The 16,374-nt window shown below is 63.3% G+C and carries 14 protein-coding genes; 8 read left to right on the top strand and 6 right to left on the bottom strand.

Translation table 11 applies throughout. The features are described from left to right. Positions 1-43: 43 nt before the first annotated feature. The 3 genes from ACZ0AJ_RS22705 (at position 44) to ACZ0AJ_RS22695 (ending at position 1,785) form a co-directional block, all read left to right on the top strand. Positions 44-487, top strand: coding sequence for an FxsA family protein (locus ACZ0AJ_RS22705; RefSeq protein WP_499456640.1), 444 nt, complete (start codon positions 44-46; stop codon positions 485-487). A gap of 121 nt (positions 488-608) precedes the next feature. Next, positions 609-1,151 carry a hypothetical protein gene (locus tag ACZ0AJ_RS22700; RefSeq protein ID WP_499456639.1) on the top strand — a complete coding sequence of 181 codons (543 nt, stop codon included), beginning with the start codon at positions 609-611 and terminating at the stop codon, positions 1,149-1,151. Positions 1,152-1,212: 61 nt separating this feature from the next. Then, positions 1,213-1,785 (top strand): histidine phosphatase family protein, encoded by a 573-nt coding sequence (locus tag ACZ0AJ_RS22695; RefSeq protein ID WP_499456637.1) that lies wholly within the window; start codon positions 1,213-1,215, stop codon positions 1,783-1,785. Positions 1,786-1,791: 6 nt separating this feature from the next. Here ACZ0AJ_RS22695 and ACZ0AJ_RS22690 read toward each other — a convergent pair whose 3' ends face one another. Further along, positions 1,792-2,487, bottom strand: a complete 696-nt coding sequence (locus tag ACZ0AJ_RS22690; protein WP_499456747.1) for an SDR family NAD(P)-dependent oxidoreductase — start codon at positions 2,485-2,487, stop codon at positions 1,792-1,794. 175 nt (positions 2,488-2,662) lie between these two features. Here ACZ0AJ_RS22690 and ACZ0AJ_RS22685 point away from each other — a divergent pair, with 175 nt between their 5' ends. Further along, positions 2,663-4,444 carry a DUF885 domain-containing protein gene (locus ACZ0AJ_RS22685; RefSeq protein ID WP_499456636.1) on the top strand — a complete coding sequence of 594 codons (1,782 nt, stop codon included), beginning with the start codon at positions 2,663-2,665 and terminating at the stop codon, positions 4,442-4,444. 33 nt (positions 4,445-4,477) lie between these two features. Here ACZ0AJ_RS22685 and ACZ0AJ_RS22680 read toward each other — a convergent pair whose 3' ends face one another. Next, positions 4,478-7,663 carry a bifunctional diguanylate cyclase/phosphodiesterase gene (locus ACZ0AJ_RS22680; protein WP_499456635.1) on the bottom strand — a complete coding sequence of 1,062 codons (3,186 nt, stop codon included), beginning with the start codon at positions 7,661-7,663 and terminating at the stop codon, positions 4,478-4,480. Between ACZ0AJ_RS22680 and ACZ0AJ_RS22675 the strand changes: the two genes are divergently transcribed. Further along, on the top strand, positions 7,547-7,789 hold the full coding sequence (locus tag ACZ0AJ_RS22675; protein WP_499456634.1) for a DUF2256 domain-containing protein: 243 nt from the start codon (positions 7,547-7,549) through the stop codon (positions 7,787-7,789). The two genes, ACZ0AJ_RS22680 and ACZ0AJ_RS22675, sit on opposite strands and share 117 nt — an antisense overlap. 21 nt (positions 7,790-7,810) lie before the next feature. Here the strand turns inward: ACZ0AJ_RS22675 and ACZ0AJ_RS22670 are convergent, their stop codons facing one another. Next, entirely contained in the window at positions 7,811-9,346 is a 1,536-nt protein-coding gene (locus tag ACZ0AJ_RS22670) for a hypothetical protein (protein ID WP_499456633.1), read from the bottom strand. 334 nt (positions 9,347-9,680) lie between these two features. On the opposite strand from ACZ0AJ_RS22670, the gene ACZ0AJ_RS22665 reads away from it, so the two are divergent. From ACZ0AJ_RS22665 to ACZ0AJ_RS22655, 3 genes are all read left to right on the top strand, one after another. Next, positions 9,681-10,484 carry a mechanosensitive ion channel family protein gene (locus ACZ0AJ_RS22665; protein ID WP_499456632.1) on the top strand — a complete coding sequence of 268 codons (804 nt, stop codon included), beginning with the start codon at positions 9,681-9,683 and terminating at the stop codon, positions 10,482-10,484. Positions 10,485-10,533: 49 nt separating this feature from the next. Then, the gene (gene aqpZ, locus ACZ0AJ_RS22660) at positions 10,534-11,319 is read left to right on the top strand and encodes an aquaporin Z (protein WP_499456739.1); all 786 of its coding nucleotides are present in this window, start codon (positions 10,534-10,536) and stop codon (positions 11,317-11,319) included. Positions 11,320-11,578: 259 nt separating this feature from the next. Beyond that, the gene (locus ACZ0AJ_RS22655; RefSeq protein WP_499456631.1) at positions 11,579-12,745 is read left to right on the top strand and encodes a zinc-binding metallopeptidase family protein; all 1,167 of its coding nucleotides are present in this window, start codon (positions 11,579-11,581) and stop codon (positions 12,743-12,745) included. Between the two features lie 131 nt (positions 12,746-12,876). On the opposite strand, the gene ACZ0AJ_RS22650 is transcribed toward ACZ0AJ_RS22655, so the two are convergent. The 3 genes from ACZ0AJ_RS22650 to ACZ0AJ_RS22640 form a co-directional block, all read right to left on the bottom strand. After that, positions 12,877-13,674: a transglutaminase domain-containing protein gene (locus ACZ0AJ_RS22650; protein WP_499456630.1), complete on the bottom strand. Its 798-nt coding sequence runs from the start codon at positions 13,672-13,674 to the stop codon at positions 12,877-12,879. Between the two features lie 94 nt (positions 13,675-13,768). Beyond that, positions 13,769-14,827, bottom strand: a complete 1,059-nt coding sequence (locus ACZ0AJ_RS22645; protein WP_499456629.1) for an alpha-E domain-containing protein — start codon at positions 14,825-14,827, stop codon at positions 13,769-13,771. Position 14,828: 1 nt separating this feature from the next. Then, positions 14,829-16,241 carry a circularly permuted type 2 ATP-grasp protein gene (locus ACZ0AJ_RS22640; RefSeq protein WP_499456628.1) on the bottom strand — a complete coding sequence of 471 codons (1,413 nt, stop codon included), beginning with the start codon at positions 16,239-16,241 and terminating at the stop codon, positions 14,829-14,831. Positions 16,242-16,374: the final 133 nt, after the last annotated feature.

The raw sequence follows: 16,374 nt of genomic DNA, 5'->3' as shown, positions 1-16,374 counted from the left end.
CCTCGGCTTTCTCGTCAAACTGGCAATCGGCAAGCCAAAACTGGTGCTTGCCCTGGTGGTGGCGCTGCTGGCAGTGTTGGCTGGCACGATCACCTATACCGGCTACCTCGTGATCGGGGTCGTGGCCGAGTATCTCGGCACGGGCCGGTTCGTGGCCGGCTTGCTGCTTGGTATTCTGTTTGCCAGGTTTCCCTCGGTTAGCCAGGGCAAGCTGCGCCTCGTCGGCCTGCTGCCCAAGCCTGTCCGTCGCCCGCTCATGGTGACCCTGGTCGCACTCTGCCTGCTGCACTTCGTGTGGCAAGGCGAGTACGTGCCAGCCCTGTTCACCGGGTTTGTGACGACCTTTCTTGTTGCCTTCCCGTGGCTGCGCAAAACCCTGTTCGATCGGGTGTCCTCGTCGTTCTTCAAGTTCATGCCTGGCCGACGCCCGCCTGAACGCAGCGACGATATGGTCATCGAGGGTGAATTCAAGGAACGCAAAGAGTAAGGGCTGAGCGTCACCAACAAGGGGCGACGACGCGTGCAGAAGGTGCAACCGCATCCTTCTTGCATGCAAGCGGGATGGCGCTCAGTGGTATGCTGCGCCCTTAAACTCCGAAGCCAATGCCATGACCAATAAAAAACAGCCTTCCACCCGCCAGCCAGCCGAGACGCCCGCCGGCCGGACTGAAAATCCTTTCCTCGACGTTGAGTTTTACCAGCGCATGCGTGACTACACCGAGCGCGACGCCGCCTTTTCGAAGGAGCTGAAGGCCATCGGCGACAGCGGCGCAGGCAAGCACAGCACCGACATTCGCGAGGCGCCGTCACTGCAATTGCTGCGCGACGTCGTCAAGAAAGGCTTGTCGCTGGAGACCATGTTGGGCCGCATGGCGCAAGGTGTGGAAATGGGCTTGTGGGAACCATGGATGAGCGCCTTCGGCATCGAGATCCGCGGCGTCAACTACGCAAAAACAGAGCAGCGCAATGCCCGCCTGGCGCTCGACATGAGTCTGGCGTGCAAGGTCAATTCGGTGTTTGCCAATGCAGGCGTTGTCAACTGGCGCAGCCTGGTGGCGCAGGATTGCGCGCAGATCCAGATCGACAAGCCGACCGAGAAATCCGGCGCCAAGGTCTACGCCATCTTCTTCCTGGATGCGCCAGGAAAATGATTTTTAACAGCGTGATGCGTACCATCTGATCATTCAAACGGCCCCGCCACCGAGAGCCCCCATGGACCGACGCCACTTTCTCGCCGCACTGGCGGCATGCGCAGCGCCCGTTGCCGGGGCCGCCCCATCACCATGGCCCCTGCTCCAGCGCGGTGGCTACGTCATCCTGATGCGCCATGCCGCGACGGTGCCGGGCATCGGTGATCCGCCCGGCTTCAAGCTCGGCGTATGCGGCACCCAGCGCAACCTGTCGCAGGCGGGTCGCGCGGATGCCACCAACATCGGCGCAGCTTTTCGCAAGCATGCGGTGCCGGTCGGCCCGGTGCTGTCGAGCCGCTGGTGCCGCTGCGTCGACACCGCCCGGCTTGCGTTCGGCCGGGTCGAACCCAGCGAGATGGTCGACTCGATGTTCCAGGATGAGGACGCAGCGCGCGAGCGCAAGCTGGCGCAGCTGCGCACCTATCTGGCGCAGTACAAGGATCCCGGCAACCTGGTGCTGGTGACCCATGACGTGAACATTCGCGCACTGGTCGGCAAGTACGTCGAACAGGGCGACATCGTCATCGCCACCCGCAGTCCCGATGGCACCTTGCGCATCGAGACGACAGTGCCGGTGGCACAGCTGACGGGCTGACCGGCCCTACCAGGGCAATTCAGCGCCGTTGTACGACCTGAACGAACCGTTGTCGGCCGGCGTCAGCGCATCGAGTACCTGCAGCATGTCGGCGGCAGCAGCCTGAGCCGGTCGCCCGATAATCTCACCACGAAACGGTTTCGACAGCCGTGAATTCACGGTCCCCGGATGCAGGGCGACCAGCACACTGTTCTTCTGCGTGCGCGCCACTTCGATCGCCGCGGTTTTTATCAGCATGTTCAGGGCCGCCTTCGAAGCGCGGTAGCTGTACCAGCCACCCAGGCGGTTGTCGCCGATGCTGCCCACCTTGGCCGACAACATGGCCATGACGGCGCGTTCACTTGCCAGCAACGGCGCGAAATGGCGCATGACCAGCGCCGGACCAAAGGTGTTCGCCATGAAGGTTGCCTGCATCTGCGGATAGTTCAGATCGGCCAGGCGCTTCTCGGGCATCGTTGCGCCGTCGTGCAGCACACCGGTCGCATTCACGATCAGGTGGTAGCGCGGCCCGCTGGCGAGTGCCTGCGCCGCTGCGGCGACACTGGCCTCGTCCGCAAAGTCGATCGCGGGCACCGACTGACGGTGCAATCCCCGTACCGAGGCGCAGCGCGGCGACTGTTCAAGCAGATCGACAAAGGCCGCGCCGATCGTCCCCGAGGCGCCGATGACCAGCGCATGAAATTGATCTGGCAAACTGTTCATCATGATGTCGTGCTCCGCGGTTGTACGTGCATCGAGTGTACCGAAGGCAGGTCGTGCCATCACCGTCATGCGACGATAACGACGGGTCAATACGCGGGCTGACCCGCGCTGCTGCGCGATCATTCCCCGGCAGCCCCATGCTATTCTTGCATCGCCCCGACCACCACGAGACCCCATGACCCGCTCGCTTCCCCTGCTCCTGTGCACCCTGCTGTGCGCCGCCCTCCCCGCCATTGCCCAGGTCAAGACGCCGGCCACACCGGAAAAAATGAACCAGTTGTACGCCGCCTACTGGGAAGACTACCTGCGCGAAAATCCGATCGCCGCGACCTTCAATGGCGACGCGCGCTACAACGACCGTTTCGGCCCCGTTTCGTCGGCCGAGGAGCGCAAGCAAAGCCGCGCGCTGTCGGAAAAATATCTCGCCGCCAGCGCCAAGTTCGATCCGGCGCCGCTGCCAGCCGAAGACCGCATCAGCTATGACTTGCTGCGCTACCGCCTGCAGCAAGTCCTCGATGGTCTGCGCTTTCCGTCCGACCTGGTGCCGGTGGACCAGTTCTCGGGCCTGCACCTGATGATGGCCCAACTGGGTTCCGGCGCCTCGACGCAGCCGTTCCAGACCGTCCAGGATTACGACAACTGGCTGGCGCGCGCTGCCGGCTATGCGCCTGCGGTCGACAACGTGATTGCCGACATGCGCCTCGGTATCAAACAGGGCATCGTGATGCCGAAGGCCTTGATCAGCCGCGTCTTGCCGCAGCTCGAGAGCGTCGGCAGTGACGACCTGGCGACCAGCACCTATATGGGCCCGGTGAAGAAGTTCCCGGCCTCGTTCAGCGCCGCCGACAAGGCGCGCCTGACCGACGCCTACGGCAAACTGGTGCGCGAACAGCTCGCACCCGCCAACCGCAAGCTGCTCGCGTTCATGCGCGACACCTACCTGCCAGCCGGCCGCACCACGGCCGGCATCGGCACCCTGCCCGGTGGCAAGGAATGGTATGCCTTCCGCGCGCGCCAGTCGACCACGACCGACCTGACGCCAGCGCAGATTCACGACATTGGCCTGTCCGAAGTAGCGCGCATCCGCGCCCAGTTCGAAGAGGCCAAGGTGCGCGTAGGGTTCAAGGGCACGCTCAGACAGTTTTTTGACCACCTGAACAATGCGCCCGAGCTGCGCTTCAAGTCGCGCGAAGAAATCCAGGCGGCCTATGAAGGCGTGCGGCCGCAGGTCGAGGCCAAGGTGGGCCAGCTGTTCGCGAATGTGCCGAAGGCGCCGTTTGAAATCCGCCCGGTCGAAGCGTTCCGCGAAGTGAGCGCGGCGCCGGCGTCGTACCAGCGCGGCTCGGTCGACGGCAAGCGCCCCGGCATCTTCTATTACAACGCCTACAAGCCCGAAACGCGCACGCGCTTCACCACCAATGCGTTCTTCCTGCACGAGGCGATTCCCGGCCACCACTTCGAGCGCAGCCTGGCACAGGAAACGACCGGCCTGCCGGCCTTCCGCCGCTTTGGCGGCAGCACCGCATTTTCGGAAGGCTGGGGCCTGTACAGCGAAATGCTGGGCCAGGAAATCGGCATGTACGACGACCCGTGGCAGTGGATCGGGCGCCTGACGGCCGAGATCTGGCGCGGTGTGCGCCTGGTGGTCGACACCGGCATCCACGAGAAAGGCTGGACGCGCGAACAGGCCATCGCTTACTTCATGGACAACGTGCCGCAGAACGAAGTGACGGCAGTACAGGAAGTCGAGCGCTATATCGCGGTGCCAGGCCAGGCGCTGAGCTACAAGATCGGTGAACTCAAGCTGCGCGAACTGCGCGCACGCGCTGAGAAAACGCTGGGCAAGGACTTTGACCTGCGCGCTTTCCATAACGAAGTGCTGTCGCACGGCGCGGTGCCGCTCGACGTGCTGGAAGCGGCGACCGATCGCTGGATCGCGGCGCAGAAGAAAGGCTGAAGGACTGGTGCGAGGCCAGCCGATGCGCCTCGCTCAGGCGCTTAACTGCAGCTCGACCCGATCGATGACATGGTGTACCTCCTGCATCGGCACGGGCGGGCTGAAGAAATAGCCCTGGCCGATGTGGCAACCATGGTTGAGCATCCAATTCATCTGGCTCTGCGTCTCGATGCCTTCGGCTACCAGCGTCATTTTCAAGGCAAGGCCCATGGCGATGATGGCCTCGGTCACCTTCTCGGCGTTCGGATCCTGCAAAAGATTTTGCGTGAACGACTTGTCGATTTTCAGGCACTGCAACGGCAACTGACGCAAATAACTGAGTGACGAAAAGCCGGTACCGAAGTCGTCCAGCGAGGTCACGATGCCATTGTCGTTCATGCCCTTCAATACGGTCTGGGTCAGCTCGAGTTCGCGCATGATGCTCGATTCCGTCAGCTCGATTTCCAGCGCGTCGGGCGCCACGTGATATTCGTCGAGCAATTGCAGCACGTAGTCCTTCAAGTCGGGTGACAGGATATCCGCGATCGAGAGATTGATCGCGATCGGCAGCAGCAACCGGCCTGCATTTTGCCATTGCGCCTGCTCGGCAATGACGGTGCGCATGACCCAGCGATCAATGCCGATGATCTGGTTGCTGCGTTCGGCGATGGGGATAAATGTCGTCGGACCACTCTGGCCGCGTGTCGGATGGTTCCAGCGCACGAGTGCTTCCAGGCCCACCACTTTATGGCTGGACAGGTCGACCTTCGGTTGATAGACCAGTGCGAGCTGGTTGTACTCCACGGCATCGTGGAGGTCGCGCTCGAGCAGGAACGAATCCAGGTGGTCCGACGCCATCGACATCTCGAACACGGCACTGCGTGAACGGCCCAGGGATTTGGCTTGGTACAAGGCCAGGTCGGCATGGCGCAGCAACTCGCTGATGGTCGTGCCGTGAACAGGCGGAATAGCGATACCGACGGAGATGCTGAGGCGCAAACGATGCTCGCCGACTTCGAAGGGACGTGTGACGGCCTGGTGCAGCTGCTCCGAAAAAATCATGCTGGACGTGGCGCTGGGGGAAGGAATCTGTAGCAGCAACAGGAACTCGTCCCCGCCCAGCCGCGCCAGCAAGTCGAATTCGCGGGTGACTGTTTTCAGCCGCAAGCCGAGTTGCTGCAGTACCAGATCGCCTGTCGCATGGCCATAGGTGTCGTTGATGTTCTTGAAATGGTCCAGGTCGAGCAGCATCATGGCGCAGTCGTAGTCCCCCTCCTCGAGGCGCTGCGTGATCGCCTCCTCGATCGCGTGCCGGTTATACAGACCGGTCAGATGATCGTGGTGGGCGCGCCAGTGCAGCTTTTCCTGCAGTGTGCGGTTGACGTGCGCCTTGTGGACTTCGTTCAGAACGCGCAGGAAATCCTGCAGCGCATCGACCTCGACCTGGGTCCAGGGCTCGGCATGACCCCGTACCATCTCGCGCCACAATGCGAAGGAGCGCCGTGGCTGCAGGTGCACCATGCCATCGGGAGAAACCATTGCATCGCCTTTCTCGGGCTTGCCGCCCCAGCGTACTTCGTGCCGGTGTTCGGGGCGGCCCAGGCAGGCGAATGTCAGATCGGGCTTGGATCGCTGAACCAGCAGCAGCCCGGCAGTGTCGGGCAGCGAGGCAAGCGCGCGTTCCGGCGACACGAGCAAATCGGTCTCCATCAGAACGCGCCGGCGGATCGTGCCTTTGTCGAGCTTGCCCTCGATCTCGTCGAGTATGCCCTGCGCAGGTCCGTGCTGCCGTGCGCTGCCGCTCGAGTAGGACAGTGCGCCGATCCGCACGCCCAGGCTGCTCGCCCCGAAGGCTTGAAGAATCTTGGGCGCCCAGGCATCGAGCACTGCCGGCAGGTCGCCGCGCTGGATCGCAGCCTGGTGAAATTCGTTGATCAGGCGGTCCAGGGAGAGGCGCCGCATCATGGTCTCCATGTTTGACAGGGCCTCGATGCGCATGTTGGTGATGTCGCCCAGCAAGGTGCACACCTGGCGCATGCCTTCCCTGACCTGGTGGGGCGGGGTCTTGGGCGTGTCGTGGTGGCACGCGATCAGTCCCCATAATGTGCCATCGCAAACGATCGACACTGTCAGGGTGGCCTGCACCGCCATATTGTGCAGGTAGGCCAGATGCGCCTCGGACGGTCCGCGCAGCATGCAGTGACTCTGGTCGAGCATTGCGCCATCGGGCAGGACGGGCGGCACCAGCCGGTCCATCGATGCATGAACGTCTGCCACCACCCGCAGCTTGTTCGACAGATACAGCTGGCGCGCCTGCAGCGGGATATCGCTGGCGGGGAAACGCAGTCCAAGGTACTTCGGCTGGCCACCGGGCGAGGTACATTCGGCCACTACTTCGCCGCAACCATCCGGAAGGAACCGGTACACCACGACGCGATCGAACGCGGTGAACGACTGGACCAGTGCGGCGCATTCCCCGAAGAACGTGCCAAGCCTGTCGGCACGACGCAGCCGTGCAATCACCCCGGCGAAGTCGGCAAACATCCGGCTTTCGGTCGAGGCGCTGTCGGTGGCCGGTTGGACAGGCAACCACTCGAGGATGGCCAGTCGCCCCCTGCGGTGGCCAAGGCATTCCCACAAAGATGCCGCAGGCACTGCCGTCTGCGGCGCGCAGGGGCCATCGTGTTCGAGCCGCAGGCGCCAGGGCAGCACCAGCGGCCCGGTTTCAGGCAGTGTGTCGAAATCGGGCATGCCCTGCGGATCCGGAAACAAGACCCAGTCGGCAACCGGCTGACCGATCAGCGCGCCGGCATCGTGCAGTTGCGGCACATGGCGCACGACCCCTTCCGATACCTGAATGATGCGGCCACTGTCCACAGCCAGCACCATCAGGAATCCGTACGACTGCACGGTGCCCAACAGGTGAATCGGCTCGAGTGCACAGGCCTTTTCAAACTCGTCCGTGATCAAGCCATCAGGGTTATCGGAGTTCATGTTCTCTCCTGCAGCATTGCACCGGGTCGGCGCTGTCACAAGGCACCTGATGTGACACGCCAGTCGGAACAGGGGCCAAACATCTTGGATTGGTTCGACAGGTGTTAGTTCTATCGCAAGATCAACGACATGCGTCGGCCGACGCCGCACGCCTGCACACGCCTGGCAAGTCCTCGCCTGCGTGCGTACAATCTTCGCATGAAAATGCGGAAAAAATCCGAGCTGCCGTCTAAAATCTGCGCCCATTGCGGGCTTGCGTTCGCGTGGCGCAAGAAGTGGGCGCGCGACTGGGACCAGGTCAAGTACTGCTCGGAACGCTGTCGGCGCACGACAACGTCGGCAACCCGGCGCGATGGTCAGGATCAGGATTGAGCGCCGGTCGCGCTGCGCGAATCAGTGCGCGAGCTCAGCGCGCGCCGGCATGACGGCCACCTCGCGCCCGACCACCGTGCGGCGGCCATCGCGGCCGACCACGGTGGCCGTCACCTGGTAGCGGCCCGGCGCCGAGAAGCCATGCCAGGCCGTTGCCTGGCCTGCGCCATCTGCCTTGGTCAGCACGCGTGCTGAGCCGCCGCTGCCGTCACCCCACGACCATTCGACGCTGCGCGTGCCGACCCGGTCGCCATCGACCCATGCCACCGACGCCTGCAGCGTCGCCCCAACTGCGACGCTGCGCGGCGCCTCCAGCTGGCCGAGCGGATGCCCGCACCTGCATCCACGATCAGGCCGCAGCAGCACCAGCCCGGCATTCGAGGTGGCCACGATCGCGCCACTGTCGTTGATCGCCAGCGCGTGCTCCAGCACCAGGCCTGGCGGCGCATGGCGCAGGGACTGGTTCAGGTCGCGCATGCCATTGTCGGCGCGCCAGACAAACGCGCGCATGGCGCCGGCCCCATCCTCGGCAAAGCCAACGATCTGCCCCTTCGCATTGACATCCTGCGCTACCGAAGTCCGGCCGCCCAGTGTGCCCAGCTCGCGCATGCCGCCCTGGCGCGTCCATGACATTGCGCGCTGGCGACCGTCCCCATAACCGATTGCGCCCGCGATTTGCAGGCCGGGCGTCATCGCATTCACCCATGCCGACGTGCCGGGACCCGTGCCCAGATCGACCATGCCGGTAGAGCGGGTCCACAGGAACGGGTGATCACCGGCGTCGTCTTGCAACGCGAGCCGGTTGCCCGCCACTTCGCCGCCTGCGCCGACCGCTACCGGCGACGATTCGATGCTGCCGAGCGTATCGATATCGACCACGCCGCCCGAGCGCGTCCAGACAAACACCCGCGTGACTTCGTCGTCGATCGTGGTCACGCCGGCGATCAGGCCGGCGTCGTTGAGTACCCGCCCGGCCGCAGGCGCCGGGATGGCGGGCGTGACGCCCAGGTCTTCGAGGCCGCCCGCCATGCTCCAGCGGAAAGGATGCCCGGCAGCGCCGAACGCGCCGGTCACGACGCCATGGTGGTTGATGGCCCAGCCGTATGAACGGCCACGACCCTGCTCGACGCGGATATCGACCATGCCGCTGCCTGCGCTCCAGAAGAAGGCGTTCTCGACGCTGTCTTCGTTGACCGCCGTGCCAGCGATCTGCCCTGCATCATTCAGGCCATTCACGTACACAGTATGGCCGCCCGACGAACCGATCTGCCGCACAACATTGCCATCGTAAAAGAACCCAGATGTGCGGTTGTCGTTGGTGAGCGAGAACGCAACCTGCCCGGCGGCATTGATGTGCGGATAGGCCGCGATTGCCCCCGGGCCCAGATTGATCACGCGGTAAGCGGCCTGCGTGCGGCCGGCATCAGCAGCACCGGATCGCGCCTGGGCTGGCGCCGCAACGACGGTCCCCAGCACCGACAGCAGCACCAGCAGGCCCGGCCAGGCCCGCAGGGCGGCAGCGCCGGCAATCGACAACAAGATCATTGAAATTCGCATGGATTCTCCGGTCAGTGATGAACGCCTGGCCGCTCGACGGCGCTGCCAGGAACCGGCACCGATCATGCCCGGTGCAGGGCGCGTACGCCAGCGCGCGACAGGAAATGACGTCGCCGTTTGTGCTGGGTCAATGGGCTGTATGAAGGCCAATTGATTCCCAATACGACGACAATATCGTTGCCGCCACATTGCGCCAATCCGTCGCGATCGGATGTCGACTGACGGAACCTCGCACCAATCCAGGTGTCCCACCATCACTTGCGGTCTTCCACACGCCACCACGTTGTTTACTGGTGTTCATTGATTCCTCATATCGCGCTAGCGGGAGGGCACTATGCAGCACATCACGAACTGGAGCGAAGCCATGCTGGGATCGCTCACCGCGGCAGCGTCCATGTTCTTTGCGGCCGTGCCGCGGCTATTCGGCTTTGCCGTCATCCTGGTCGCGGGCTGGCTCATCGCCTCGCTCATCGAGAAAGGCGTGGTGACGGTGCTGCGCGCTGCGCGCTTCAATGTCATGGCAGAGCGCGCCGGTGTGGCCAGCTTCATCCAAAAAAGCAATATGAAAGGCGACGCCGCCGGCGCGATTGGCGCCATTGCCCGCTGGTTCGTGCGGCTGATCGCGCTGGTCGTGGCGTTCGACGCGCTCGGCCTGGCGGCCATCTCGAACATCCTGCATCAGCTCCTCATGTGGCTGCCCAACCTCGTCGTGGCGCTGGTGGTGCTGGGCATCGGTGGGCTGGCCGCCAATACCCTGGGCAATCTGGTCCAGGGCGCGGCAGCCAAGGGCGGCCTGGGCAGTCCCGCCATGCTGGCCAAGATCGCGCGGTACGCCGTCTGGGCATTCGCAGCCATGGTGGCGATCAACCAGCTCGGCATCGCGACGTCGCTCATCAATATTCTCGTGATGACGACCTCCGGCGCGATCGCGCTGGCACTCGGCCTGTCGTTCGGACTGGGCGGCCGCGACACGGCCGCCATGATCGTGCGCCGGTGGTATGACCGTGGCCAGGCGAATGCGCCGCAGATCCGCAGTACAGGCGATGTCGCCGCCAATCAGGTCAACATGCTGGGCCGTGCTCCCGGCGCCGAGCGCCGCACCGCCATGGCGGATCGGCGCGCGGGCAGCCGCGCCTGATGCTGCGTGTGGTTCCTGACTGGCAATGACCAATCCTCTGGAGAACACGATGAAAACCTACGGCGCCGAGTTTCTCGGCACATTCTGGCTGGTGATGGGCGGGTGCGGCAGCGCGGTGCTGGCTGCCGCATTTCCCGAACTGGGCATCGGCCTGCACGGTGTCGCCCTCGCCTTTGGCTTGTCCGTGCTCACAATGGCGTACGCGATCGGCCATATCTCGGGTTGCCACCTGAATCCGGCGGTCTCGATCGGCCTGTGGGCCGGGGGCCGCTTTCCCGCGCGAGAGCTGTTTCCCTATATCGTGGCGCAGGTCGCCGGCGGCATCCTTGCCGGCGGCGTGCTGTATGTGATTGCCAGCGGCGCCCCTGGCTTTGACAGCGCCAATGGCTTTGCTGCCAATGGCTACGGCGATCATTCGCCAGGCGGTTATTCGCTGCTGGCAGGACTGCTGAGCGAAGTGGTCATGACCACGTTTTTCCTGCTGATTATCCTGGGAGTGACCGACCAGCGTGCTCCCAAGGGGTTTGCCCCAGTGGCAATCGGTTTCGCGCTGACGCTGATTCACCTGATCAGCATCCCCGTGACCAACACGTCCGTCAATCCTGCGCGCAGCACGGCCGTTGCCGTGTTTGCAGGCGACTGGGCCGTGGGGCAGCTATGGCTGTTCTGGATCGCGCCGATCGCCGGCGCATTACTTGGCGCCGCGCTCTACCGCTTCATTGGCGCGCAGGCGCCCGTGTCGGAACCGGTCGACGCGCCCGCCTACGGCCATGTGGAGCGGCGCCAGCGGCAGGTACGGGGCAGCGGCGTCGGTCGAGAGCAAGCCCAGCATTGACGTGCGGGTATGTGATCGACCGGAGCGGCGGAACGCCGGGCCGCGGGGCTGCCGAATCACGCCGTCTTCCAGCGGCGTGATTTGTTGTTTTTTATGCACATTTTTTCATGTGCTTGGTGCGCGCGCCAAGGGCGTAACAGGCGCGCATCATAGGGGGCGCACACGATATGAGGCATTGTCTTACATGATTAAACCCGCATCGCATTTACTGTTAGATTGTTAATACACCTTCATCCCCAACCCTTCTATCAGTGCTGCTATGAAAACCTTTCACTGCGACAAATGTTCGCATCAGATCTTCTTCGAGAACACCCTCTGCTTCAATTGCGAAAGTACCCTGGGCTACCAGCCGTCCCAGCGTTCCATCAACAGCTTCGAACAGGCTGAAGGCGGCCTGTGGCGTAGCCTGAACCGCAAGGATGAAGGCAAGCTCTATAAGCAGTGCAGCAATTATGTGCAGCACAATGTGTGCAACTGGATGCTGCCGGCCGACGACCCGCATGAGTTGTGCGAATCATGCCAGCTGACAGTGGTGATCCCGGCGCTGACCTCGGAGAAGAACCGCGTCCTGTGGTCGCGCCTTGAAACCGCCAAGCGTCGCCTGCTGTTCTCGCTGGCGCAGCTGAACCTGACCCCGGCCTCGAAAGAAATCCAGCCGGATACCGGCCTGGCATTCCAGTTCCTCGAAGATGGCGTGACCGACCAGTGCGTGATGACCGGCCACGACAATGGCCTGATCACGCTGAACATCGCCGAAGCCGATCCGGCCGAGCGGGAGCGCACGCGTGAACAGATGCACGAACGTTATCGCACGCTGCTGGGTCACTTCCGTCACGAGAGCGGCCACTATTATTTCGACCGCCTGGTTGCCGATACACCATGGATCGACAGCTACCGCGTGCTGTTCGGCGACGAGCGCCAGAATTATGGCGACGCACTCAAGCGGCACTACGAGAACGGTCCGGTCGCCGACTGGGAAGAGCGCTTCGTCAGCAGCTACGCTGCATCGCACCCATGGGAAGACTGGGCCGAGACCTGGGCCCACTACCTGCACATGATCGATACGCTGGAAACGGCCCACTCGTGCGGGCTGTCGCTCAAGCCGGCCAAGGCCGACGAACCGGAACTGGACAAGATCACGCTGCCAACGAAATCCGGCGCGTTCGAAGAAACGCTGAGCGACTGGTTCGCGCTGACCTACGTGCTCAATAGCCTGAACCGCAGCATCGGCATGCCGGATTCGTACCCGTTCAAGCTCAGCACGCCTGTGCTGGAAAAGCTGGAATTTGTGCACAAGGTCGTGCGTGATCAGATGGGCAAGCCGTCGCTGGCTGCGCAGGCGGCGCAGGCACAAGCGGCTGCGCCAGCACCGGCGGCTGCGCCAGCACCGGCAGCACCTGCAGCACCGGCACCAGCTGCCGTCTGAGCTTGAGTAGCGTGGACGGGTTTCCCGTCCACGCGTTCAACAATCCTTGGCGCGCCACAAAATCACGGTACTTTGAACGCGTGGACGGCATAGCCGTCCACCCTACGGTCGGCATAGGCAACAACGAAGCGTCAACCCGGCGCCCCCTCCAGCAACGCCACCGTCACCTGCATCTCATGCAGCGCCAGCGCCGGCCCGAACTGGGTAAAGATTGCCACATCGGCCGCATCGCGCCCATACCCTATCGTCACGCGACCGCCGCGCGGTCCATCCTGGCTCGCATCGAACGTGTACCAGCGCCCGCCCACATACGCTTCAAACCACGCATGCAAGTCCATCGGCACCAGGCCATGCAGATAACCGGCGACGATGCGCGCCGGAATGCTCAGCGCGCGGCACAACGCGATGCCCAGATGTGCCAGATCGCGGCACACGCCTTCGCGATATTCATTGACCTCGGTCGCTGCCATCTGCGTGTGATTCGCTGCGGGATTGAAGCGCACCTCGCGCCGGATCCAGTCGCTGATGCAGGCGACCTGATCGTAGCCTGGCGCAACGCCGGCCACGATCGCGCTGGCCATTTCGGCAAAGCGGTCGGACTCGCAATAGCGGCTCGGTAACAGATAGAGAAGCACATCGACCGGCAAGGTCTGCACTTCGTCGAACGGCGCACCAGGCGCGACGTTGATAACCTGATCGGTCAGCACGTCGGCCGACGTCTGGATCGAAAATTCACCGGGCGGCGCCGTCAGCCGCTGGCACAGGTTACCGTAGGCATCCGTGTATTCAAGCACCTGCACGCTCGGGGTAAGCGTATAGGATTCGCGCGCCACCCATTGCTGCGCACCGCTGCGGGGACGCAGCATCAGGATGAAGGGCGTGGGCTGATCAACGGTAAAACTGAGCTTGCAACCGGTTCGCAGCCACATCGCAGGCCCGCCTTCCATCGTTAAAGTATGCGCACCGTCATGACGCAGGCTCGCTATGACGGTGCGCCGCGCCACGGTTTGGTGCGCGGATTGATCAGCGCGTCTGCGACTGTGTTTGTGACTGCGTCTGTGACGAGGTCGGCGACGAGGTTTGCGACTGCGTCTGCGACTGGGTCGGCACAGACACTGGCACAATCTCCGGCAACTCCGGCGCCACCGGCAGCAGGAAGTCACGTCCAATGCCGTTGCCCAACTCGCCAATACACGCCAGGAACTTGGTCAAAAATTCGTGCAGGCCTTCGTCGAGGATCTCGTTGATCTCGGCCGACTTGAGCGACGCATGCAGTTTTTCCGCCAGCCGCTCGGTGTCGTGCGACAGCTCGTTGCGCACGTCCTGCAGCACGGCGACGACCGCGGCCATGCAGGCCACCAGCGAGCGCGGCATCTTGCCTTGCAAGATCAACAGCTCGGCCACGCGCGTCGGCGTGATCGCGTGGCGGTACACCTTGCGATACGTCTCGAACGCGGATACCGAGCGCAGCAGCGCGGCCAGGTAATAGTATTCGCCCTGCGCGCCTTCCTGGATCGTGTCGGACGCCAGGAACCGGAACTTCACGTCGAGGATCCGCGCCGTGTTGTCGGCCCGTTCCAGAAAGGTGCCCAGGCGGATGAAGTTGAACGCTTCATCCTGGAACATCGTGCCCAGCGTGACGCCGCGCGACAGGTGCGAGCGGTACTTGACCCATTCGAGGAACTGGCCGGGATCGCGTTCGAACATGCGCTCGCTCAGATGCTTTTGCAGCACGAGCCAGGTGGTGTTCTCGGTTTCCCAGACTTCGGTGGTCAAGGTGCCGCGCACGGCGCGGGCATTCTCGCGCGCGGCGCGCAGGCAGCTGGCGATCGACGACGGGTTGTCCGGGTCGCGCACCATGAAGTCGATGACGTTCTTCTGCGTCAGCGCATCGTACTTGGCGTCGAACTGGGCTTCGAGTTCGGACACGCTCAGCATCGTGCGCCAGCCCTGCTGCTCGGCCTGGACCGATTGCGGCATCAGCGAATACTGGACGCGCACGTCGAGCATGCGCGCCGTGTTTTCGGCCCGCTCGGTGTAGCGGGCCATCCAGAACAAATGATCTGCGGTGCGGCTCAACATGCTAGTTCTCCAGTATCCAGGTGTCCTTGGTGCCGCCGCCCTGCGACGAATTGACCACCAGGGAGCCTTCTTGCAACGCCACGCGGGTCAGCCCGCCCGGCACCATCGACACGGTCTTGCCCGACAACACGAACGGGCGCAGATCGATGTGCCGTGGCGCGATGCCCGATTCGACATAGGTCGGGCAGGCCGACAGCGCCAGCGTCGGCTGGGCGATGTAACCGTCCGGATTGGCCAGCAGGCGGCGGCGGAAGTCTTCAATTTCGGCCGTCGTCGAAGCCGGCCCGACGAGCATCCCGTAGCCGCCGGCGCCGTGCACTTCCTTGACCACCAGTTGCGGCAAATTCGCCAGCGTGTAGTCCAGATGCTCTTTTTTGCGACACTGGTAGGTCGGCACGTTGTTCAGGATCGGCTTTTCGCCGAGATAGAACTCGATCATGTCCGGCACGAACGGGTAGATCGACTTGTCGTCGGCCACGCCGGTGCCGATGGCATTGGCCAGGCCGACGCGGCCGGCGCGCACCGCGTCGAGCAGGCCCGGCACGCCCAGCGTCGATTCGGGGCGGAACGCGCGCGGATCGAGGTAGTCGTCGTCGATGCGGCGATAGATGACATCGACCTGCTTCGGGCCGCGCGTCGTGCGCATGTAGACGGTGTCGTTGCTGACATACAGGTCTTGCCCCTGCACCAGCGCCACGCCCATTTGCTGGGCCAGGAACGCGTGCTCGAAGTAGGCCGAATTGTGCATGCCGGGCGTGAGCACGACCACGGTCGGATCGTCGCCGCCATGCGGCGCCACGGTGCGCAGATTGTCCAGCAGCAGGTCGGGATAATGGTCAACCGGCGCCACGCGGTTGCGGGCGAACAGTGCTGGGAACAGCCGCATCATCATCTTGCGGTTTTCCAGCATGTACGACACGCCCGATGGCACGCGCAGATTGTCTTCGAGCACGTAGAACTCGCCCTCGCCGGCGCGCACGATGTCGACGCCGGCAATGTGGGCGTAGATATCCAGCGGCACCTTGACGCCTTGCATGGCCGGTCGGTACTGCGCGTTATTCAGGATCTGTTCGGCAGGAATGACGCCCGCCTTCAGGATATTCTGGTCGTGGTACACGTCGTGCAGGAAGCGGTTCAGCGCGGTCACGCGCTGCACCAGGCCGGCCTGCAACTTGGCCCACTCGGCGGCGTTGATCACGCGCGGAATGATGTCGAATGGGATCAACCGTTCCTTGCCGGCGTTGTCGCCGTACACAGCGAACGTGATCCCCACGCGTTGGAAGTTCAGCTCGGCTTCCGCCCGCTTTTGATCGATCAGATGCGGGGGTTGCTGGGCGAGCCAATCCGCGAACGCCTGGTAATGAGGTCGTACGGTTGCTGCAGTGGAATACATTTCATCGTAAAAGTTCGACATCATTGCCTCCTGTGCCAGAATACTAACAAGAAACGTGCCAGCCACCCCGTCCGACTCGCAAGTCAAACGAACGCAGGTATGAATCATGCTTAAATGCTTCTATCTTGCGCTTACTCAGTCTCATACTTAGTTG

This window comes from Telluria sp. AC161, from assembly GCF_979258535.1.
Note: the sequence above shows the minus strand (reverse complement) of the source record. Positions and strands in the feature narration are given on the sequence as shown.